The 22,058-nt window shown below is 74.1% G+C and carries 16 protein-coding genes and 1 pseudogene; 11 read left to right on the forward strand and 6 right to left on the reverse strand.

Going from position 1 to position 22,058, the window contains the following annotated elements:
• Window positions 1-59: 59 nt before the first annotated feature.
• From ACZ6TD_RS13915 to ACZ6TD_RS13930, 4 genes and pseudogenes are all read left to right on the forward strand, one after another.
• Complete coding sequence (locus ACZ6TD_RS13915) at window positions 60-782, forward strand: glycosyltransferase family 2 protein (RefSeq protein ID WP_471353983.1); 723 nt, start codon at window positions 60-62, stop codon at window positions 780-782.
• 179 nt (window positions 783-961) lie between these two features.
• Window positions 962-1,564: a TIGR04282 family arsenosugar biosynthesis glycosyltransferase gene (locus ACZ6TD_RS13920; RefSeq protein ID WP_471357723.1), complete on the forward strand. Its 603-nt coding sequence runs from the start codon at window positions 962-964 to the stop codon at window positions 1,562-1,564.
• Window positions 1,561-2,379: a methyltransferase domain-containing protein gene (locus ACZ6TD_RS13925; RefSeq protein ID WP_471353985.1), complete on the forward strand. Its 819-nt coding sequence runs from the start codon at window positions 1,561-1,563 to the stop codon at window positions 2,377-2,379. Before ACZ6TD_RS13920 ends, ACZ6TD_RS13925 begins: the two co-directional genes overlap by 4 nt.
• Window positions 2,380-2,526: 147 nt before the next feature.
• Window positions 2,527-3,459 (forward strand): annotated as a pseudogene (locus ACZ6TD_RS13930) (hypothetical protein); the annotation flags it as partial.
• A gap of 679 nt (window positions 3,460-4,138) precedes the next feature.
• Here the strand turns inward: ACZ6TD_RS13930 and ACZ6TD_RS13935 are convergent.
• Both ACZ6TD_RS13935 and ACZ6TD_RS13940 read right to left on the reverse strand, forming a co-directional pair.
• On the reverse strand, window positions 4,139-4,699 hold the full coding sequence (locus tag ACZ6TD_RS13935; RefSeq protein WP_471353987.1) for a hypothetical protein: 561 nt from the start codon (window positions 4,697-4,699) through the stop codon (window positions 4,139-4,141).
• 56 nt (window positions 4,700-4,755) lie between these two features.
• Window positions 4,756-6,039 (reverse strand): molybdopterin-dependent oxidoreductase, encoded by a 1,284-nt coding sequence (locus ACZ6TD_RS13940; RefSeq protein WP_471353989.1) that lies wholly within the window; start codon window positions 6,037-6,039, stop codon window positions 4,756-4,758.
• Between the two features lie 153 nt (window positions 6,040-6,192).
• Here ACZ6TD_RS13940 and ACZ6TD_RS13945 point away from each other — a divergent pair, with 153 nt between their 5' ends.
• Both ACZ6TD_RS13945 and ACZ6TD_RS13950 read left to right on the forward strand, forming a co-directional pair.
• On the forward strand, window positions 6,193-7,653 hold the full coding sequence (locus ACZ6TD_RS13945; RefSeq protein ID WP_471353991.1) for a hypothetical protein: 1,461 nt from the start codon (window positions 6,193-6,195) through the stop codon (window positions 7,651-7,653).
• A gap of 110 nt (window positions 7,654-7,763) precedes the next feature.
• On the forward strand, window positions 7,764-9,053 hold the full coding sequence (locus ACZ6TD_RS13950; RefSeq protein WP_471353993.1) for a polysaccharide deacetylase family protein: 1,290 nt from the start codon (window positions 7,764-7,766) through the stop codon (window positions 9,051-9,053).
• 132 nt (window positions 9,054-9,185) lie between these two features.
• Here ACZ6TD_RS13950 and ACZ6TD_RS13955 read toward each other — a convergent pair whose 3' ends face one another.
• The gene (locus ACZ6TD_RS13955) at window positions 9,186-11,165 is read right to left on the reverse strand and encodes a transglycosylase domain-containing protein (RefSeq protein WP_471357726.1); all 1,980 of its coding nucleotides are present in this window, start codon (window positions 11,163-11,165) and stop codon (window positions 9,186-9,188) included.
• Window positions 11,166-11,399: 234 nt separating this feature from the next.
• Here ACZ6TD_RS13955 and ACZ6TD_RS13960 point away from each other — a divergent pair, with 234 nt between their 5' ends.
• The 5 genes from ACZ6TD_RS13960 to ACZ6TD_RS13980 all read left to right on the forward strand — a co-directional run bounded on the left by ACZ6TD_RS13960 (window position 11,400) and on the right by ACZ6TD_RS13980 (window position 17,583).
• Entirely contained in the window at window positions 11,400-11,564 is a 165-nt protein-coding gene (locus ACZ6TD_RS13960) for a hypothetical protein (protein WP_471353994.1), read from the forward strand.
• A gap of 127 nt (window positions 11,565-11,691) precedes the next feature.
• Window positions 11,692-13,020 carry an MbnB/TglH/ChrH family RiPP precursor modification enzyme gene (locus tag ACZ6TD_RS13965; RefSeq protein WP_471353996.1) on the forward strand — a complete coding sequence of 443 codons (1,329 nt, stop codon included), beginning with the start codon at window positions 11,692-11,694 and terminating at the stop codon, window positions 13,018-13,020.
• A gap of 5 nt (window positions 13,021-13,025) precedes the next feature.
• A complete protein-coding gene (locus tag ACZ6TD_RS13970) occupies window positions 13,026-14,027 on the forward strand; it encodes a TIGR04222 domain-containing membrane protein (RefSeq protein ID WP_471353998.1) in 1,002 nt (333 codons plus the stop codon).
• Window positions 14,028-14,831: 804 nt separating this feature from the next.
• Window positions 14,832-15,638, forward strand: a complete 807-nt coding sequence (locus tag ACZ6TD_RS13975) for a TIGR04222 domain-containing membrane protein (protein ID WP_471353999.1) — start codon at window positions 14,832-14,834, stop codon at window positions 15,636-15,638.
• 85 nt (window positions 15,639-15,723) lie between these two features.
• Complete coding sequence (locus tag ACZ6TD_RS13980) at window positions 15,724-17,583, forward strand: alpha/beta hydrolase (protein WP_471354001.1); 1,860 nt, start codon at window positions 15,724-15,726, stop codon at window positions 17,581-17,583.
• A gap of 160 nt (window positions 17,584-17,743) precedes the next feature.
• Here ACZ6TD_RS13980 and hemQ read toward each other — a convergent pair whose 3' ends face one another.
• The 3 genes from hemQ to ACZ6TD_RS13995 are packed head-to-tail and all read right to left on the reverse strand — an operon-like array spanning window position 17,744 to window position 21,970.
• Window positions 17,744-18,460 (reverse strand): hydrogen peroxide-dependent heme synthase, encoded by a 717-nt coding sequence (gene hemQ / locus ACZ6TD_RS13985; protein WP_191070443.1) that lies wholly within the window; start codon window positions 18,458-18,460, stop codon window positions 17,744-17,746.
• Between the two features lie 4 nt (window positions 18,461-18,464).
• Entirely contained in the window at window positions 18,465-19,964 is a 1,500-nt protein-coding gene (hemG, locus tag ACZ6TD_RS13990; RefSeq protein WP_471354003.1) for a protoporphyrinogen oxidase, read from the reverse strand.
• Complete coding sequence (locus ACZ6TD_RS13995) at window positions 19,961-21,970, reverse strand: IclR family transcriptional regulator domain-containing protein (protein ID WP_471357729.1); 2,010 nt, start codon at window positions 21,968-21,970, stop codon at window positions 19,961-19,963. The genes hemG and ACZ6TD_RS13995 overlap by 4 nt, the downstream gene beginning before the upstream one ends.
• Between the last annotated feature and the right edge of the window lie 88 nt (window positions 21,971-22,058).

The raw sequence follows: 22,058 nt of genomic DNA on the forward strand, positions 1-22,058 counted from the left end.
GCCGACGTCCGTGTTTCGTAAGAACCTGAAGCCCGAAATGTCGGTTTCTCCTTCGTAGTGTGGTGCGGGTGACGAACTCGACCACCCCCTGTGCGGACGTCGTCCTGCCGTGTCTGGACGAGGCCGCCGCCCTGCCCTGGGTGCTGGCCCGCATCCCCGACGGCTGGCGCGCCATCGTCGTCGACAACGGCTCCACGGACGGCTCGGCCACGATCGCCCGCGCCCACGGCGCCACCGTCGTCCACGAACCCCGCCGTGGCTTCGGCGCCGCCTGCCACACCGGGCTCCTCGCCGCCGAAGCCGACATCGTCTGCTTCTGCGACTGCGACGCCTCGCTCGACCCCGGGCTGCTGGCCGCCTTCGTGCGGACCGTGGCGGCGGGCGACGCCGACCTCGTGCTGGGCCGGCGACGTCCTCAGGAGCGGGGGGCCTGGCCGGTGCACGCCCGGCTCGGCAACCTCGCGCTGACCCGCATGCTGCGGCGGCGCACCGGCCTCACACTGGGCGACCTCGGCCCGCTGCGGGCCGCCCGGCGCGAACCGCTGCTCGCCCTCGGCCTCACCGACCGCCGCAGCGGCTACCCGCTGCAGATGGTCGTGCGGGCCGCCGACGCCGGCTGGCGGATCGAGGAACGCGAGGTGCCGTACCGGCCGCGCACCGGGAAGTCGAAGGTCACCGGCACCTGGCGGGGCACGTGGCACACGGTGCGCGATATGCGCGCCGTGCTGCACCGGCCGTCGGAGGCCCGCGACCTGGCCGCCCCCACGAGGGCCGCGCGGTGAGCGCCGCGCCACATGAGGGTGCCCACGCGTCGGAGGCCCCGTCGGCTCCGGGCCGCCTCGGCTCCGGACCTGGCAGCGCCGACGGGCGGCCCATCGCCGGTGCGGACGTCCGCACGGACACCGGCTCCCGGGCGGCCCACGGGGACGGGACGACACTGCTCATCATCGCCAAGGAGCCGATGCCCGGGAGGGTGAAGACCAGGCTCACTCCCCCGTACACCCCCGCCGAGGCCGCCGCGCTCGCCGAGGCGTCCCTCGCCGACACGCTGCACGCCGCGCTCGCCATGCCCGCCCGTCGCCGGGTGCTGGTGCTCGATGGCCGGCCCGGGCCGTGGCTGCCGCCGGGGTTCGAGGTGGTGGGGCAGTGCGACGGCGGTCTGGACGAACGGCTCGCCGCGGCCTTCGCCGCCTGCCGGGGCGCCACCCTGCTGATCGGCATGGACACCCCGCAGGTCACCCCCGCTCTCCTCGCCCCCGCGCTGAGCCCGGGGAGCTGGCACGACTGCGACGCCTGGTTCGGCCCGGCCGCCGACGGTGGCTTCTGGGCCCTGGGCCTGGCGGAACCGGACCCCGGGCTGCTGCGAGGCGTGCCGATGTCCACCGACACGACCGGTGCCGCCCAGCGGCGTCGGCTGACGGACGCGGGGCTGCGGGTGCGCGACCTGCCGATGCTGCGCGACGTGGACACGGCGGAGGACGCCGTACGGGTGGCGGCCGACGCCCCGGGCGGGCGGTTCGCCCGGGCCCTGGCCCGGCTGTCGTCCCGGAGCACCGCCCGATGAGCACGGCCGAGACGGTGCGAGACGGATCGATACGCGAGGGATCCGTACACGACGGAGCGGTGCGCAAGGGATTCGTACACGACGGGTCTGTGCACGACGGGTCCGTACACGACGGAGCGGTGCGCGAGCGGACGTCCGCTCGTCGCGCGGCCGCCCCCTGGCACGCCGACCCCTATGTCCGAGCGCTCCACGCGGGCCGGGGCCCGTTGTTCCTGCGCCGGGCCGACGGCTGGATGCTGCCCTTGGACGTCGAACGCTGGTGTGCGGACGCCGACGCGGCCGACCGGACCGTGCTGCGGCGCTGCCAGGGCCCGATACTCGACATCGGCTGCGGACCCGGCCGGCTGGTGGCCGCGCTGGCCCTGCACGGCCGCCCCTGCCTGGGCATCGACGTCAGCCAGGCGGCGGTCGCCCGAACGGCCCGCGCGGGTGGGCCCGCACTGTGCCGCTCGGTCTTCGAACCGCTGCCCGGCGAGGGACGCTGGGGCACGGCGCTGCTGATCGACGGCAATATCGGCATCGGCGGCGATCCGCGCGCCCTGCTGGCGCGCGTCGCCCAACTCATGGCCCCCGACGGGCTCCTGATCGTGGAGGCCGCGGCGGCGGATGTGGACGAGCGGGTGCGGGTGCGCGTGGACGACGGCCGGGGCGACGTGGGAACGGCCTTCCCCTGGGCCCGCGTCGGCGTCCGGGCGCTGCTGCACCACGCACGGACGGCGGGCTGGGACCCGGTCGAGCAGTGGACCGCGCGGGACCGGGGCTTCGTATCCCTGCGCCACACACCACCCTTGCCGCGGCACAGCACGGAGCGCTGAGCCGTGCCCGCATCGCCGCGCCGCCTGCCGCGGCCCGGCCGAGTCGCCCGGTGGCGCGGCCGGGTGCCCGATCAGGCGTCTCGGCCACACTCCGTCCCGGGCCCTCGGCCACCGGCCCGCGACCGCCCCGCACCACCGTCCGGCGGCATGGACGAGCCCCACCCACCGGACCGCCCCACACCGCCACCCGACAGCGCGGACAAGCCCCGCCCACCGGACCGCCCCACACCTCCCGCGCGGGCGCGGACCGCCCGCCGCTGGATCGCCCCGCTCGCTCTGGCCACGCTGCTCGGAGCTCTGGTCGCCGTCCTCGCCCTCACCTTCCGCGGGGACGACTTCCACACCGCGCCCGGCGTACTGTCCCGCTGGTACGCCATCGCCTGGGCGCTGTTCGCCGCGGCCGCCTGGGCGGTCCGCCGCCTCGGCGCCCGTCAGGCCGCGGTGTTCGTGCTCGCGGGCAGCGCGGCGGTCGCCGCCACGGGACTGCTCGCCCCGCCGCGCACCAGCACCGACGCCTACCGCTACGCCTGGGACGGACGCGTGCAGGCCGCGGGCATATCGCCCTATGACCACGCGCCCGAGGACCCCGCGCTCGCCTCGCTCCGCGACCGCTGGCTCTTCCCGCAGGGCTCCGCCTGCCATGGCCCCGACCGCGCCCCCGTCCGCCCCGCGCCCGAACCTCCCACGCCCGGCGCCGGCCCGCGCGCCGATCCGGAGCCCGATCACCCGCCGAGCGCCTCCGCCCAGCCGCAGTGCACGCGCCTGAACCGCCCCTCGGTCCATACGATTTATCCTCCCGCCGCAGAGGGCTATTTCTTGCTTGTACACCGCTCGGCGCCGTCAGGTTCCACCCTCCTCCCCCTCCAGACCGGCGGCGCGCTGCTGTCCGTCGCCACCACCGCCGTACTGCTCGCCGCGGCACGGCGACGCCGCGACCCCCGCCTCGCGACCGCCCGCGCCGCGCTCTGGGCCTGGTGCCCGGCCGTGCCGGTGGAGGCGGTGAACAACGCCCATGTCGACGCGCTGGGCGTGCTGTTGACCGTCGCGGGCCTCGTCGCCGTCCCCCGCCGCCGCGCCCTGGGCGGTGCGCTGCTCGGCGCGGCGACCGCAGCCAAGCTCCTGCCCGCCGTGACCCTGCCGGGCGCGCTCTCCGGCGTCCTCACCACGGCCACCCCCAGGCCCCTCACCGCGCTCAAGAGGCCCGGACCCGTCGGAAGCCCCGGCTCGCCGACCGCGCCAATCCGCCGCGCCGCGGCCATCGTGCCGCCCGCCACCGCCGTCGTGCTGCCCGCCACCGCCGTCGTCGCGCTCGGCTACCTCCCGTACGTCCTGCTCTCGCACTCCTCCGTCCTCGGCTATCTCACCGGCTACGTGGCCGAGGAGGGCTACGAGACGGGCTCCACCGCCGCCGCCGACAAGAACCGCTACGCGCTGCTGCGCCTGCTCCACGCCACCCCGGAGACCTGGGCCCTCCCCGTGATCGCCGCCGTCCTGCTCGTGGTCGTGGCGTGGGTGCTGCTGCGCGGCGACCCCCAACGGCCCTGGCGCGGCGCGCTGGTGGTGACCGGGACCGCGTTCCTGCTGATGACGCCCGGCTACCCCTGGTACGCACTGCTGGTGGTGGCGCTGGTGGCCCTCGACGGGCGCTGGGAGTGGCTCGGCCTGCCGCTCGCGGGAGTCGCCCAGTATGTGACGGCCCGTGCGGTGGACGACGGGGCGTGGGTCGGGACGCTGGGGTACGCGGTCGCCTGCGCGGCGGTCATGGCCGGCTGGGCCCTGCGGGCCCGGCGGGCGGCTTCCGCTCCCCGGCCGACGCGGCCGACGCAGCCGCCGCGCCCCGACGCCGAGGACCCGGGCGACGCCGCCACCCCCGGATCGCCATCCGGATCACCAGCCACAGGGCCGAGGCGCCGAAGAGTACGGCGGTGACCAGCAGCCAGCGCGGCCAGAAGACATCGGCGCTCAGCCCGGTCGCGTTCTCGTAGCGGCGCTCCTGTCGGCCGAGGATCAGCGGGAACCACACCAGCAGCAGCACACCGGAGACGAAGGCGGGCACCCGCACATGGTTGATCCACCGGGACGGGGCCGGGAGCACGGCCGCCACGGCACGGTCCGCGAGCGCGTACAGCGGCAGCAGCACCAGGTCATGGAGGACGGCGGCCCCGACGAACCACAGCGCGATCCCGAACCAGTCGCCGCTCAGCAGCCTCGCCCCGGCGTAACCGGTCAGCGCGAAGGAGCACAGCAGCAGCACCAGCCGCAGCGGCGACTCGCCGTCCAGCCGCCGCAGCCCAAAACAGTGCCGTCCGGCGGCCCTCACACCGTCCCCCCGACGTCCGAGAAACCCCACACCGTCCCCCCGGCGTCCGAGAAACCTCATACCGTCCCTCCGAAGGTCAGCCGCCCGACCCACTTGGTGTTGTGCACACCCGGAGCCCCGGGCACGATCACCCGCGCCGGATAGCCGTGGTCCGGCGACAGATCCGCGCCGTTGACCCTCAGCGCCAGCAGCGAGCGCGGATCGCGGACCTGCTGCTCGCTCAGCACGACGCTGCGGAAGGAGCCGTGCCGCTGCACGGACTCCACCAGGACCTTCGGCGGCCGGTCGGCATGTCCCACCAGCGCGGCGAGGTCCGCCAGCCGCACCCCGTCCCACCGCTGGTCGGCCGTGGACCACCCCTCCACACAGGCGATGGGCAGCGCCGCGCCGTGGCGCTCCAGCCGCAGCAGCCGCTCCCGGGTGAGGACGGTCTCGCGGCCCCCCGCTCCCCGCACCACCAGCCGCCAGTCGGGCCCGATGTCGCGGGCGCGGATGCCGACGGCCGCGACGGTCTTGTTGATCTGGAAGCCGTTCGGCCCCCGGCCCGGGTCACGGCCGTGCGGGGCGAGCAGCGCGCTCGTGCGCAGCGGGCCGCCGATGCTCTGACCGGCCGTCACCACCAGCAGCGCGAAGGAGCCGGTGCCGACCATGGCGAGCGCGCCCCGCCGCGACATGGTCGGCGCGGCGGGCCGCGGGCTGACCAGGCCGGTCTCGTCCGGCGGCTCCGGCCGGGTGTCGGAGGTGCGGGTGCGCAGCTCGGCCCGCAGCTCGCGGCTCCGCAGCGCCCGCACCATGAGCGGGAGCCGCAGCGCCACATGGACCACGAGGGCGGCCATGAAGATCCACGCCCCGTAGAAGTGCAGCGGGTAGAAGGAACCGGGGAAGATGTAGTCCAGTTGGACGTTGAGCACGCCGGTGGCGAACTCGAACAGTCCCCCGCCGACCAGCAGGAGCAGCGAGAGCCGCTCCAGCGCGTGCCCCAGGGATCGCACCGGCGGCCAGGCGAACAGCTTGGGGATGACCGACCACAGCTTGGCCAGCAGCACGGGGACGAGCACGACACCGAGCGTGACGTGCACCCCCTGGGTGACGCGGTAGAGCCAGGAGGGGTCGGTCGGCCAGGAGAAGAGATAGAAGCCCAGCAGCCCCTTGTCCGGCGTCTGGTCGTTGACCGGGGACAGATCGGGGTCGTAGGCGGCGTACGACAGCAGTCCGGTCACGAAGAGCACGGGGATGCCGAAGAGCAGGACCAGGCCGAAGACGGACGTCAGCCAGGGGCCGCGCAGCGGGCTGCGCCACAGGGCGCGGCGATCACGGTCGGTACGGGGAGGGCGGCTCATGGCATGACCGTAGGACCGCCGCACCGCCGCCAAGGGCCTTGAGCCCATGACGAAACGGTGACGTCACCCGCCCTGGCCGGGAAGATCTGACGGTCCGGTGACAGCGCGCGGCGCGGCGGCCCGGCGGCGGGCTCGGCGACGTAGCGTGACGTCGTGAAGCTCCCTCTCCGCAACGGCGTCGACATCCAGCCCACCCAGGACGGGACGCGGACCGGCCGTCGCCGCGACGTGCTCGCCGCCGCTGCCGCCGCCGCGCTCTTCGCCGTCGCCGCCGTCGTCGGCACCCTGATCCAGCGGACCGATCACTCCCTGTACGTCGACTGGGCGCCGCTGTACGCCGACTGGCTGCCCCATGTGGGCCCGGGTACGCCCCTCGCCCTGGCCGTCGCCGCGGCGGTCGTGGTCCACGGCCACCGGCTCGCGGCGCGGCTGCCCTGGCGGGGGCTGCTGGCGGCCGTATGGGCGGCGGCCATGGCCTGGATCTGGTCGCTGGCGCTGGTCGACGGATGGCGGCGCGGGGTGGCGGAGCGGCTGACGGCGCGCCACGAGTATCTGCGCGGCATCGACCGGTTCCAGGACATCGGCGCGGCCCTGCGCGGCTTCACCGGCCATATCCTGCTCACTCAGCCCGATCACTGGCCCGCCCACATCGCGGGCCATCCGCCGGGGGCCGTGCTCACCTTCGTGGGCCTGGACCGGCTGGGCCTGGGCGGCGGTGGCTGGGCGGGGGCCTTCTGCGTCACCGTGGGCGGCTCGGCCGCGGTCGCGATCCTGGTCACGCTGCGCGCCCTGGGACAGGAGCGGGCCGCGCGTACGGCCGCCCCGTTCCTGGTCCTGGCGCCCGGGGCGGTGTGGGTGGGCGCCTCGGCGGACGGCTATTTCGCGGCCGTCGCGGCCTGGGGGCTCGCGCTGCTGGCGCTCGCGGCGACGCGTACGGTCCGGGCGCCCGGGGCGGTCGCGTTGGGCTCCGGGCTGCTGCTGGGGCTGACGGCCTATCTCTCGTACGGGCTGACGCTGCTGGCGCTGCCCGCCGCCGCCGTACTCCTGCTGGCCCGTACCGCGCGGCCGCTGCCCTTCGCGCTGACCGGGGTGGCGGTGGTGGCCGGGGCGTTCACGCTGGCCGGGTTCCGTTGGTGGGAGGGGTACTCCCTACTGGTCGAGCGCTACTACCAGGGCGTGGCCGCCGATCGCCCGTACGCGTACTGGGTCTGGGCCAATCTGGCCGTCGCGTCGGTGGTCGCGGGTCCGGCCTGTGTCGCGGGCGCGCGGCGGATGCTGTCGGCGGTGCCCGACGCCGCCCGGCGGCTGCGCGCGGGCAGGCCGGGCGGGCCGGGCAGGCCGGGCGGACCGGACGGGCCGGACGGGCCGGGCAGGCCGGGCGGGCCGGGCGCCCCGGACGGGCTCGTCGTGCTGACCTTCGCCGCGCTGCTCGCGCTCGTCGTGGCCGATCTGTCCGGGATGAGCAAGGCCGAGACGGAGCGGATCTGGCTTCCCTTCCTCGTCTGGCTGCTGCCGACCACGGCACTGCTGCCCGCCCGTGATAGGCGCCGATGGCTCCTGGTCCAGACCTGCCTCTCACTGCTCGTCAATCACCTGCTTTTGACCGGTTGGTGAGGATGACCGATGTGAAGAGCACGTGATACTTCTGTGATACTGAGGGGGACGTACATCTGTACTGTTGCCAGGGGGCGGGACCCGTGAAGGCGCTGAAGATCGTGAAGGCGTTGAAGGCTTTAAGCGCGAAGAACGCCTATGGCGTGGCCGCGCCCATAGGCGCGCTGACGGCCGTGGCCGTCGTGGTGGCGCTGCTGATAGCCCTGACCTCACCGGGGGACGCGGGGGGCACGCAGGACGGGGACCTCCCCGCGGCCGCGGCGTCCCCCAAGTCGGACCGGGTCCCCAAGGAGCCCAAGAAGGAAGACAAGTACGCCCATTGGGACGGCAAGGTCAAGGTGCTCGGGGACGGCTCCACGTCCTACACCGGACCGCAGCCGCACCAGCTCAAGCCCGAGAAGCTCAAACCCGGTGAGAAGCCGCCGCAGTTCGTGGTCTTCTCCTGGGACGGCGCGCTGGAGAACGACGACCATCTCTTCTCCCGCTTCCGCGAGGTGGCCAAGGAGACCAACGCCACCATGACGTTCTTCCTGAGCGGCATGTATCTGCTGCCCAAGTCGAAGAGCGACCTCTATCGGCCGCCCCAGCACAAGCCGGGCTCGGCCGCCATATCCTTCCCCACCGACGAGCACATCAGGGAGACCCTGGAGCAGCTGCGCGGGGCCTGGCTGGACGGCAATGAGATCGGCTCCCACTTCAACGGCCATTTCTGCGGCGCCAAGGGCGGGGAGGACTGGTCCACCCAGGAGTGGAAGAGCGAAACGGAGCAGGCGTATTCGTTCGTGAAGCAGTGGAAGACGAACACCGGCTTCACCGACATCAAACCGCTCCCGTTCGACTATGACGTCGAGCTGGTGGGCGGGCGCGCGCCGTGCCTGGAGGGCCAGAAGACGCTGATTCCGGCGATCAAATCCCTCGGCTGGCGCTATGACGCGAGTTCCCCGGGCGACTTCCAGCTCTGGCCGTCCAAGATCGATGGAATCTGGAACTTCCCGCTGCAACTGGTGCCGTATCCCGAGAGCGAGAAGCAGGTCCTCTCGATGGACTTCAACTTCCTCTTCAACCAGTCCGGTGACAGCACCGAGGGCGATCCGGCGAAATACGCGGAGTGGGAGCGGCTGACCCGCCAGGGATATCTGAACGGCTTCGAACGGGTCTACAACGGCAGCCGAGCGCCGCTGTTCATCGGCAATCACTTCGAGACCTGGAACGGCGGCATCTATATGCAGGCCATCGAGGACGTGATGAGGAGCGTCTGCCGCCGCGACGGAGTGCGGTGCGTGTCGTTCAAGCAGCTCGCCGACTGGCTGGACGCCCAGGACCCGAAGGTCCTGGCGAAGCTGCGGATGCTGGACCCGGCGGAATCGCCGGACTGGTCCACGTACACCAAGACCAAGTAAGCGGTCCCGTTGCGGGGCATTTTCCGCCGGTGCGGCTCATGCCGGGGCGGCTCGCGCCGGGGTAGCTCATTCCGCCCGTGCGGCTCATGCCGAGGTAGCTCATTCCGCCCGTGCGGCTCACGCCGGGGCGGCTCATTCCGCCGCCCCGTCCGTCATATAGCTCTTCCAGATGTCCATGGGATAGGTGTCGCCCGAGGTGTCGGGGCCTCCCCCGCCCATTCCCTCGAGCGGCATCAGCTCCTGCGACTTCGGATCCACCCGGGACAGCGAGACCGCCGTCGAGAGCTTCTCGGTGTACCCGACGAACCAGGCGGAGGTGCCGTCCTGCGCCGTGCCGCCCTTACCGGCCACCTCGCCGCCGGCCACCGCGGCCTCGTGCGCCGAGCCGTCCGGGCTCTGGACCGCGCCGCGCAGCGCGTCGTCCACCTGCGCCGCGACCGCCGCGCTGAAGGCCCGTTTGGCGCGGTCCTTGCGCAGCTCGACCTTCTGCCCGCCGTGGGTGAGTCCGCTCACCGAGTACGGCGCGTAGTGCGTGCCGTCGGCCGCGAACGTCCCGTAGGCGCTGGCCATACGGATGGAGCTGGGCGTCGCGGTGCCGAGCGAGAACGCGGGCACCCGCGCGCCGAAGCTGCTGGGCAGCAGCCCCGCGTCGATGGACGCCCGCCGGACCCGGTCCAGGCCGACGTCCATGCCCAACTGGATCATCGGGGTGTTGATGGACCGCACGATCGCCTGGCGCAGCGAGACCTGCCCATAGGAGGCGTCGCCGTCATTGGTGGCCCGCACGATCTTGCCGCTGCGGTCCCAGTACGGGCCCTCGGGCGTATGCACCGCGATCTTGTTGTCGCCGTCGTAGAGCGTCGAGGGCGTCACGGGCGTCCGCGCGCCGTTGCGCTCCAGCAGGACGCCGTCGCGCAGCGCCGCGGCGTAGACGAAGGGGGTGAAGGAGGTGCCGGCCGGGACGGTGGAGGCGTTCGCGTCGTTGAATCCCTGCTCCAGATAGCCGGGGCCGCCGTACAGCGCGCGTATGGCGCCGCCGGGGGCCACCGAGGCGGCGCCTATGCGCACATAGCGGTCCTCGGGGCGCTGCTCGGGGTCGAGGTTGTCCCGGGTCTTCTTCACCGCCTTGGCGAGCGCCTGGACCTTCGGCTTCTCGAAGGTGGTGTGGATCTGATAGCCGCCCAGGTCGAAATCGGCGTCGGATATGTCGGTGTGGGAGCTGACATACGCCTTGGCCGTCTCCACCAGATAGCCGACCTGACCGGTGAGCCCCACCGGCCTGGGCTGCGCCTTGGGCTCGGGGAACGTCGTATAGCGCGCCCGCTCGGACTTGGACAGCCTTCCGATGTCCACCATCCGGTCCAGCACCCACTTCCAGCGGTCTACGGCCCGCTTGTGGTTCTTGGCGCTGAGCGTCGGATCGAAGGTCCCGGCGCCCTTGAGCAGCGAGGCGAGCAACGCGCCCTCGCTCGCGTTGAGTTCCGAGACGTCCTTGCCGTAGTACGCGTACGAGGCCCGCTGAATGCCGTAACTGCCGCGCCCGAACCAACTGGTGTTCAGATAGCGCTGGAGGATCTCCCGCTTGCTCATCCGGTCGTCCAGCTTGATGGCCATGAACATCTCGGTGAGCTTGCGGGAGAAGGTCTGGCGCTGATTCAGATAGGCGTTCTTCACATACTGCTGGGTGATGGTCGAGCCGCCCTGCGTCTCACCGCCCGTCACCATCCGCGTCACGGCGCGCATCAGCCCGCTCGGGGACACCCCGCTGTCGGTGTAGAAACTGGCGTTCTCGGCGGCGAGCACCGCCCACTGGACCTTTTCCGGCACCTTGTCCAGCGGCACCTCTTGCCGGTTGACCGGGCCGGTGCGGGCCATCTCGGTGCCGTCGGCCCAGTAGTAGACGTTGTCCTGCTGGGTGGCGAAGTCGTTGAGGTTCTTGGGAATCTCGGTCTGCAGATACAGAAAGCTCAGCAAACCGGTCAGACTGCCGAGGAAAAACAGGGAGAACAGGGCGATCTGACGCCACGACGGCAGCCATCGCCTCACACCGCGCCGCCCCGCCCTGGGGTAGTCCAGCCGCACTCGCGCGGCCGCCCAGCGGCGCAGCCGCATCCCCCGGCTCCTCGAGGACGGCTTACGGCGGTGCTTGCGGTGCTTCCCCATGGCGTTGTCGCTGCTGCCCAGCACGTGTTTCCCCCACGCTCGCTCCGCGCGCGGGCGCGGCACAAAGGTGTGATCTTCCATCCCCCCAGACCAGACCGATCCTATTTTCCCTTCTGAACGTCTGTCGCCACAGGGCCCCAATTTTTTGTAACAGTGACCATATTCAGGGACTCCACCCACCCGATGACCTTTCGCACCGCCCGGGCCGCCCCCCTGACCACCGCCCGGACGGCCACCGCCCGGACGGCCACCGCCCGGACGGCCACCGCCCGGACGGCCACCGCCCGGACGGCCACCGCCCCGGCCGTCGGCCGACGGCCGACGGCCCCGAGGGCGTCCCCGCCGTGACACCCCGAAGCTCAAATGAACCTCTGAACCATGGGGCCGGGGGATTCGTCCTCCCTCTATGGGGTCATGACCCCGGCACGCGAGAACACACCGCGGGGGACGCGGTACGGAACGAGGAGGGGGAGCCATGGTGCGCCTCGGTACCGGAATCGGCTGGCGACCGGAGATCGCCGACGACATCGCGCGGCTGCCCGGCATCGACTGGGTGGAGGTGGTGGCGGAGAACATCTGCCCCGACCATGTGCCGGACGCGCTCCGGCGGCTGCGCGAGCGCGGGACCACGGTGGTCCCGCACGGGGTGTCGCTCGGCCTCGGGGGAGCCGAGCGGCCCGACCCCGGCCGCCTCCGGGCGCTGGCCGACCGGGCCGAGGCGCTGGGCTCGCCGCTGGTCACCGAGCACATCGCGTTCGTCAGGGCCGGGGGGCCGCTGACCGCGTCACCGGCCATGGAGGCCGGGCATCTGCTGCCGGTGCCGCGGACCCGTGACGCGCTGGACGTGCTGTGCGAGAACGTGCGCATCGCGCAGGACGCGCTGCCGGTGCCGCTCGCGGTGGAGAACATCGCGGCGCTGATCTCCTGGCCCGGCGAGGAGATGACCGAGGGTCAGTTCCTGGCCGAGCTCGTGGAGCGCACGGGGGTGCGGCTGCTCATCGACGTGGCCAATCTGCACACCAACCACGTCAACCGGGGCGAGGACCCGGCCAAGGCGCTGGACGAACTGCCCACGTCGGCGATCGCCTACGTCCATGTGGCGGGCGGGGTGGAGCGGGACGGGGTGTGGCACGACAGCCACGCCCATCCGGTGACCCAGCCGGTGCTCGACGTGCTCGCCGAGCTGTGCGCCCGTATGGCACCGCCCGGGGTGCTGCTGGAGCGCGACGAGGACTTCCCGGCGGCCGACGAACTCGCGGGCGAGCTGGACGCGATCCGCGCGGTGATGGCGGCGGGGGCCGGGGGCGGGGCCGGAGCCGGGGCCGAGGCTGCGGTGATGGCGTCCGCCGTGCCGGACGCTCCGGTGCCGGACGCTCCCGTGCCCGACGCCGTCCGGGAGCGGCTGGCGCTCGCTCAGGCCGCGCTGCTGTCCGCACTGGTCGGGGGCACCCCGCCGCCCGAGGGCTTCGACCGGCGGCGGCTGCGGGTGCAGAGCGCGGCGCTGACCGCCAAGCGGGCATCCGTGATCGCCAAGGTGGCCCCGGAGCTGCCCGAGATCCTGGGCACGGGCTACCGCCCGGCGTTCGCGCGGTACGCCGACGGCCGCCCGATGACCGGCGGCTACCGCCGCGACGCGCTGTCGTTCGCCGAGCATCTGCTGGCGGACGGCCGGCCCGAGGACGCGGCCGCCCGGCGCCGGCTGACGCTGTGGTGGCGGGAGCGGTCCGGGCCCGCGCCCCTGCCGTCCCATCCGGCGGCGCGGCTGGCCCGCCGGGTCCGGCTCGCGCTGAGCGGGGGACGGTGAACGGCATGGGCGCGATCGTGTTCCTGGTCTACCTGGCGGTCGCCGTGTCGTCGGTAGTGCTCATCTCCGGTACGGTCCGGGCCCGGCGCAGGGAGGTCTCGGGGCCGGTGCACGCCCGGGCGCAGGACCTGCTGGAGGCCGCGTTCCTGGCGGGCGGGCCGGGCCGGGCGGCGGACACCGTGATCAGCGCGATGTACGCGGACGGGCGGCTGGCGATCGGCGACCCCGGCGTGGTCTCGGTACGGCAGCCGGTCGCGCGCGGCCCGGTCGAGGAGGAGCTGCTGCGGCTGTGCGCCATCTCCCCGCACGGCGGCCTGAACTGGCTGCGCCGGGAGCTGATGCGCAGTCCGGCGGTGCAGGCGATCGGCGACCGACTGGCGGGGCGCGGGCTGATGGTGCGGCCGGACGCCCTCCGGTTCTGGCACCGGCTGGCACGGCTCCAGGTCGGGCTCTGCCTCGCGGGCACGTTCCTGGGCATCGCGATGGCCGTCAACATCACGGACAGCGATGAACTTCCGCTGATCCTCAAGATCGCCCCCGCGCTGCTCACCGGCTTCGTCGTCGGCGGGACCTGCGCCAGTACGAACAGGCGCAGGGTGACCGCGGCCGGGACGCGGGCGCTGGCGACGTACCGGAGGGACTCGGGGATCGGCGTACGGCGCGCCCGGTCCGTCGGCCATGCGGCGGCGGTCCCCGTGGCGGTCGTCGTCGCGCTGACCGGTGCGGCCGCCCTGACGGACGATCCGCTGCTGCGGGCCCAACTGCTGGACGCGCAAAAGGTGCCCGCCGCGTCCGGTTCGGCGACCGACCCGAGTTCGTCGGGGTCGGCGGGGCCCTTGGACTCCGGCGGCGGGTCGTGGTGCGGAGGGGGCGGCGGAGGCGGTTCCGGCTGCGGAGGCTCCTCATGCGGGGGCTCGTCCTGCGGCGGAGGGGGCGGAGGGGGCGGTTCGGGCTGCGGAGGAGGCGGTTCGGGCTGCGGTGGGGGCGGGGGCTGCGGAGGCGGCTGAGTCGCCACGACGAAGGGCCGCACCGCGGCCAGGAGGCCCGGCGGGGCCGCCGGGTGCGGGCGGGGGCGGCGGGTGCGGGCGGCCGACCGCGGCCCGACCGGGCCGAGCAGCGGCGGGTCAAGCCGCCAAGGCTCGGGTGCCGATGACGACCGGTGAGGCGTCCTCGCCGATTCGTGGCGGCTCGGCCATCGGCATCCCGTGCCGCAGCGGTACGGAACCCAGGTGACCCCGTCGCGGTCCCGAGCAGAGTTACGGGGTGTCCGGCGGACCGATACTTTCCCCTCCCCGCCCCTTCCCGATACCAGGGGCTCCGCCCCTGGACCCCGGGCTCAGGGGCGGAGCCCGCCACACGGCGGAGCCGCATATCGATGCCGCGGGAAGGAACAGAGCCCCGGCCCCGGAGTCAGGGACGGAGCCCCGGCCCCGGGGCCAGGGACAGAGCCCCCCCACACGGCGAAGCCGCATATCGATCCCGCGGGAAGGAGCAGAACCCCGGCCCCAGAGTCAGGGACGGAGCCCCGGCCCCGGGGCCAGGGACAGAGCCCCCCCACACGGCGAAGCCGCATATCGATCCCGCGGGAAGGAGCAGAACCCCGGCCCCAGAGTCAGGGACGGAGCCCGACCCATGCGGCGGAGCCGCATATCGTTAGGTGTCGGGAAGGGGCGGGGAGGGGAGCAACCCGCCGTAGGCGTCACCGTCGGACACTCCGTCGCGGGGCTGCCCGGCGCGCGCCGCATTCGTGCGAGTCGTTCATATCGTGAAAACCGTGGCGCGGTAGCGGCCGGGTCGAGTAGAACTCGGCCATGTTGTGGGTCCTCTTCCTGCTCGTCGCGTGGGGCGCGGCGGTCGTCAGTTGCACGCGGCTGTGCCTGGCGGCGGTGGCCGCCGCTCAGCCGATGGAGCCCGATCCGGTGGCGGACGGGAAGGGGCTGAGCCTGTGCGAGGCGGCGTTCCTGTCCGGCGGGCCGCGGCGGGTGGGGGATCTGACCCTCGTCACGATGTACCGGGAACGGCGGCTGCTGCTCGCGCACACCGGCTATGTCACCGTGGTGGACCCGGACGGGCGGGACGAGTTGGAGCGGGCCGTGATCAGCGCGATAGGGCCGGAGGGGCAGGCCCCGGTGCGCCCGGTGCGGGCGGCGCTCGCCACCGCCGCCCCGGTGCGGGCACTGGGCGACCGGCTGGTGGCGGCGGGGCTCGCCGTGCCCGCCTCGGCCCGTACGAATGTGGCGGTCGCGGTGCGGCATGTGCGGGCGGCCTGCGTCCTCGTCATGGTGACGGCGGCGGCCGCGCTGCTGCTGGTGCCACCCGCGGCGGGGCGCGGTCCGGTGGCCGCGTGGTTCGTGCTGCCGCTGCTGCTGACGGCGAGCTGTCTGCTGATCGCCCGGGTCGAGGCGCATCCGTACTCGCGGTGGGCCTCCCCCGCCGGTCAGCGGCTGCTGGGCCGGATCGACGTGCCCCCGCGGCGGACCCTCGCCCAGCGCTCCGGCGGCGACGCGGACGGCGGTGACGACGACGGCGACCTGCTCACCGCGCTCGCCGTGCACGGCACCACCGCCCTTCGCGACCCGGCGCTGCGCGCGGTCCTGAAGACGCATTGGGGTCATTGACCCCGACACCGCGGCCCGGTGCTTTACATGGTCATCCGGCGCGCCAAATATCCCTTTCATCGCGCGTTGCACGAAGGGATGGCCAGTGAGAGCAGCAGCGCTGTACGGCATCCTCGGGCCGCTGTCCCTGTCGCTGGCCATGAGCGCGCTGCTCGCGACGCCCGCCACCGGCCGCCCGCTCGCCGCGCCCACCACCCCCGCTGCCGCTGCCACGATCCCCGCAACGCCCACCGCGTCCATCGGGTCCGCCACGCCCACCGCCGTCGCGGCGGGCACGCCCTCCGCGACCCGTTCGGCCCCCGCCGCCTCCGCCGCCCCCGTCGCCACTGCCACGCCCACCTGGACCACCTGGTCCGCCCCATCCGCCTCGGCCGCCCCGGCCGCCGCCCCACCCAGTGACGCGGCCGCGAGCCGCGGCGTGGCGCTGGCCGCCCGGCGCGCGGCGCAGCGCGGTATCGGCTTCCGCCGCTGCCCCCGCGCCGAGGCGCTGGCCGCCCCCATCACCTGCGGAAAGGTCTCCGTACCGCTCGACTACGCCCGTCCCCGCGGCAAGCACATCTCCCTCACCGTCAGCCGGGTCCGGGCCACCGGCCCGAAGGCCCGGCGTCAGGGCGCGCTGGTCTACAACCCCGGCGGACCGGGCGCCTCCAGCATGGCGTTCCCCGAGTACGCGGCCGAGGGCGCCTTCCGCCGGGTGGCCGCCGCCTACGACTTCGTCGGCTACGCCCCACGGGGGGTGGGCCGCTCCGCCCCGCTGTCCTGCCAGCGGCCGTCGGCCTACGCCAAGGCGCCGACCAGTTCGCCGCCGCACCCCACGGCCGCCTTCAAACGGCGGCTGGTGGCGCGGGCGCGCGCCTACGTGCGGGGCTGTGTGCGCCGGACGGGCCGCGCGCTGGCGCACTACACGACGCTGAACAACGCCCGCGACCTGGAGGTGCTGCGCGCGGCGCTGGGCGAGCGGCGGCTCACCTTCGTGGGCGCCTCGTACGGGACGTACTACGGTGCCGTGTACGCCACGCTCTTCCCGGGGCGGGTGCGCCGGATGGTCTTCGACAGCGTGGTCAACCCCGCCCCTTCGCAGATCTGGTACCGGGACAACCTCGACCAGTCGCTGGCCTTCGAGCGGCGCTGGCGGGACTGGCGCCGCTGGGTCGCCCGGCACCACGCCGTCTACCACCTGGGCGCCACCGCGGACCGGGTGCTCGCCTCGTACGACACGGCGCGGCGGCGGCTGGGGCGGAAGCCGGCGGGCGGGGTCGTCGGCACCGCCCAGCTCCAGAGCGCGTTCCTGAGGACCGGCTACAACGACGCCTACTGGGACCCGGCCGCCCGGGCGCTGGCCGCGTATCTGCGCGGCGATCCCGAGCCGCTGATCGAGCTCGCCGCGCCCGATCCGGCGGAGGCGGCCGACGACGAGAACGGCAACGCCGTCTACACCGCCGTGGAGTGCAACGACGCGCCCTGGCCGCGCGCCTGGGCCACCTGGGACCGCGACAACACCGCACTCGCCCGCCGCGCGCCCTTCGAGACCTGGGACAACGTGGCGATGAACCTGCCGTGCGCCTTCTGGCCGCTGAAGCCCGGACGCCCTCTCGACGTGGGGAACCTCGAGGCCGTGGGCCCCCGGACCGGGCGGGTCACGCTGCCGCCGGTGCTGCTGCTGTCAGCGGAGCGGGACGCGGCCACCCCCTACGCGGGGGCGAAGGAGCTGTGGCACCGGCTGCCCGGCTCCTCGCTGGTGACCGAGCGGAAGGCGGGCACGCATGGTCTGTGGGGCGGCCCGAACGCCTGCGTCAACCGCCATGTGGACACCTATCTGCTGACCGGGAAGACCCCGGGCCGGTCCGCCTTCTGCGCCCCGCGCCCGGAGCCCGCACCGCTGCCGGAACCGGCCCCGCTGCCCGAGTCGGGCAAGCAGCCGGCCGCGATCCCGGGCACGCCGTAAGCGGGCGCCAGGGCCGGTGCCGGGTCGTGACGCCTGCGGCGGGCTGTTCCCCTCCCCGCCCCTTCCCACAACTGGGGCTCCGCCCCAGACCCCGGAGCCCAGGGGCGGAGACCCCCTGCCACCCGGCGGACACCCGTAAGGGCGTCCGGTCAGACCGGCGTCAGGCCAGACCGGCGACGAGCTCGGAGACGGCCCTGCGCCGCCCGGTGTAGAACGGCACCTCCTCGCGCACGTGCCGACGCGCCTCGGAGCCCCGCAGATGGCGCATCAGGTCCACGATCCGGTGCAGCTCATCCGCCTCGAAGGCCAGGATCCACTCGTAGTCGCCGAGCGAGAAGGACGCCACCGTGTTGGCGCGTACATCGGGGTAGCCGCGGGCCATCTTGCCGTGGTCCGCGAGCATCCGGCGGCGGTCCTCGTCGGGCAGCAGGTACCAGTCGTAGGAGCGGACGAAGGGGTACACGCTGACGTACTCGCGCGGGTTCTCGTCCGCGAGGAAAGCCGGGATGTGGGACTTGTTGAACTCGGCCGGGCGGTGCAGCGCCATGTTGGACCAGACCGGCTCCAGGTGCCGCCCCAGCCGGGTGCGGCGGAAGAGGTTGTACGCCTCCTGGAGGGCGTCGGAGGTCTCCGAGTGCCACCAGATCATGACGTCCGCGTCGGCGCGCAGCCCGGACACGTCGTAGGTGCCGCGCACGGTGACGTCCTTGGCGGCGAGCTGGGAGAAGAGCTCCTCGACCTCGTCGGCGTAGCCGGTGCGGTCCTCCGGCAGCACATCGCGCAGCCGGAACACCGACCACAGGGTGTAGCGGATGACCTCGTTGAGGTCCTTGGCCTTCTTACCGGCGTTGGGAGTCTTCTCAGGTGCAGCAGTCATGGCCCTATTCTCGCTCTCCGGCTCCGGCGCCCGGCCCCAGGGGGCCCGCCAGGGCGCCCAGCAGCTCATCGGCCGCCTTACGGGCGCTGCCGACGCACGCCGGGATGCCCACCCCGTCGTAGAGCGCGCCGCACACCGCCAGCCCCGGCACCTTGGCGACCTCGGCACGGATGCGGGCGACCCGGTCGAGATGGCCCACCGGGTACTGGGGCAGTCCGCCGTCCCAGCGGTCCACCCGGCTCGCGACGGGCTTCGCCGTCAGGCCGACGGCCTCGCCGAGATCGGCGAGCGACATCCTTACCAGATCGGCGTCGTCCCGCTTCAGATCCGCCTCGTCGTCAAACCGCCCGATCGAGGTACGCAGCACGAAGAGATCGGGACCGGCGTCGCGCAGCCAGCCCCACTTGCGGCTGGAGAACGTGGCCGCCTTGATCGTCCGGCCGTCGACCGGCGGCACCAGGAAGCCGCTGCCTTCGGCGAGCGCGGCCATATCGGTGCGCCGGAAGGCCATGGTGACCAGCGCCATCGAGGCGTAGTCCACGGTGGCCAGCTCGGCGGAGGCGGCCGGGGCCCCGGCCGCCAACAGCCGGGCGGCGGCGGGCGCGGGCACCGCCAGCACCACGGCGTCGGCCGCCACCACCGGCGGGCCGTCCGTACCGTCCGCGGCGTCCACGCCGTCCGCGGCGTCCAGGCCGTCCACGGCGACGGTCCAGCCGTCGGCGGTGCGCCGCAGCTCCCGTACGGGCGCCCCGGTGCGGATCTCGCCGCCCGCGGCCCGTACGGCGTCGGCGACCGCGAGCGGCAGCCGCCCGATCCCGCCGTCGATGCCCATGAACACCGGGCCGTCCTGCCATCGCGCCGAGCGCTCGCTCAGCTCCCGGACGCCCTCGGTCAGCGGGCGGCCCGACTGGGCCACCTCGAAGAGGGTGGGGACCGACGCGCGCATCGAGGTGCGGTACACATCGCCCGCGTACACCCCGCCCAGCAGCGGTTCCACCAGCCGGTCCACGACCTCGCGGCCGAGCCGCTCCGCCAGATACCCGCCGAGCGCCACGTCCTCGCCGACCGGCGTGGGCGGCAGCTCGCGGTCGCGGGCGATCCGGGCCAGCCCCTCCTCCGAGATCACCCCGGAAGCGGCCAGCGGCTCCAGATCGCCGGGGACGCCCATCACATGCCCCTTGGGCATCGGGCGCAGCCCGCCGCGCGTCCAGAGGGAGGCGGTGGCGGTCGCGGGCGGCTGAAGCCGGTCGCCGAGGCCCACGGCGCGCGCCAGCTCGACCGCCTCCGGGCGGCGGGCGAGCATCGACTCGGCGCCCAGGTCCACCGGTACGCCCTCGATCTCCCCCGAGCGCAGCTTGCCGCCGAGCCGCCCCGACGCCTCCAGGACCGTCACCCGCGCCCCGCCGTCCAGCAGCCGGTGGGCCGCCGCGAGGCCCGCGATTCCGCCGCCGATGACCACGACATGGCCGGTGCGCCCCGCCCCCGGGGTGTTCGCCGCTCTCATGCCCCCACTCTCTCACCCGCCCCCAGGGCGTGCTGCGCCGAGGCCGTGGCCAGGTCCGCCTCGATACGGGCCGCCGTGGCGCGCAGCGCCGGGAGGAGCTCGCCGCGGGCGCTCTCGGCGGTGCCGCGACCGGCGTGGGTGGCCACGTTGAGCGCGGCCACCACGCGTCCGCGTGCGTCCCTTACGGGCACGGCGAGCGATCGCAGCCCCTCCTCCAGCTCCTGGTCGACCAGGGCGTGCCCCTCCGCCGCCGCACGCTCCACGACGTGCGCCAGCTCGGCCACGTCGGTCACGGTGTGCCGGGTCAGCGGCTCCGGCCGCACCCCGGCGAGGTGGGCGGCGCGGGCGTCGGGGTCCAGGCCCGCGAGCAGCACCCGGCCCATGGAGGTGGCGTAGGCGGGGAAGCGGGTGCCGATGGTGATGTTGACGCTCATGATGCGGACGGTGGGGACGCGCGCGATGTAGCGGATGTCGCCGCCGTCGAGGACGGCCAGGGACGCCGACTCATGGACGGTGCGGACCAGTTCGCGCATGTGCGGCTGGGCGATGTCGGTGAAGCCGAGCTCCGCCAGGGGGGCGTAGCCGAGCTCCAGCACGCGCGGCAGCGGCCGGAAGGCCCGGCCGTCTGCCTCGGCGTACCCCAGCTCGACCAGGGTGAGCAGCGAGCGCCGGGCGGTGGCCCGCGCCAGCCCGGTGGCCTCCGCGACGGCGCTGAGCGTCATCCCCCCGCCCCGGCCGCCGCCCGGCACCGCGCCGACGAGGCCGTGGGCCGTGCCCTCGGTGGCGCCGGACGCGCCGCGCACCGCGTCCGGCGCCACGGGGGTCTCGCCCTGGCCCGCGCCCCGCGCCCCGCCCAGGGCCCGCAGCACGGCCAGTCCGCGCGCGAGGGACTGCAGAAAGCCCGCTCCCAGCTCCCGCTTGGCCATCCGCGCCGGGTCCTCGCCGACGGCCGATGCCCCGCCCACGGCCGCCGACGCCACGCCCGCGGCGGGGCTGCCGCCCACGGTCGGGCCGGACGCACCGGAGGCACCGAAGGCTCCCGTGCCCGAAACGGCCGGAGCGGTTGAAGGAGCTGAGGCGGCCGGAGCCGAGGCGGCCGGAGCGGTCGAAGAAGCCCAATGAGCCGAAGTGCCCAAGGCACCCGAAGCGGCCCAAGGGACAGAGACCGAGGCGGCAGGCCGTCGCCGCCGGGCCGCCAGAGCCGCCTCCATCGCCGGGAGTTCCGCACCCAGCGGCCCCAGCACCGCCGCCCGCAGCGAGTCCACATCATGGCGGCTGGTGTGGCTGACCACGTTGACCGCGCAGACGATGCGGCCCGAGGCGTCCCGCACCGGCACGGACACCGCCACCAGGCCCGGTTCGATCAGCTGGTCGTCGACGGCCCAGCCGTCGCGGGCGGCCTCCTTGACGCGGGCCTCGAAGTCCTCGCCGCAGGCGGGCCGGTGGCGGGGCGGGACGGCCGGGAACGCGCTGTCCAGGGGGTCGTCGGCGCGGCGGGCGCGCCAGGCTGCCCAGTCGGCCCCGGACCACTCGGCGGCGAAGAGCGCGCCGGGCGAGCAGCGCTCGGCGGGGAGCAGATCGCCGATCCGGAAGGCGAGGGACATGGTGCGGCGGCGGGTGACCTGGACGACGAAGCGCACCCCGCCGCCGTCGGGGACGGCGACCGAGACCGACTCGTCGAGCCCGTCCGCGAGCCGCTCGGCGAACGGGCCGAGGGCGGCGGGCAGTCCGCTCGCGGCCAGATACGCGTTGCCCAGTTCCATCAGCCGGACCGCCAGGCCGATGTCACGGCCGTCGCGCGTCACGTAACCGAGCTGTTCGAGCGTGCCCACGACGCGGTCGACCACGGACCGGGCGAGCCCCGTGCCGCGCACGAGATCGCCCGGCCGGACCGTCGTCCGTCCCTCGTGCGCGGCCAGCCGGGTCAGCTCGCGCAGCACGGCGAGACCGCGTTCGAGAGGCCCGACGGGGCCATTGACAGGTGGTGGCACCGGGCTGAAACTCATCACCAGCCGATTATGAACGAAGTTTCACTCAGCGAACAAGTGGCGAAGACGTAGCGGGCCGCAGGGACCACCACCGCGACATGGACCA

Source organism: Streptomyces yongxingensis (genome assembly GCF_055597465.1).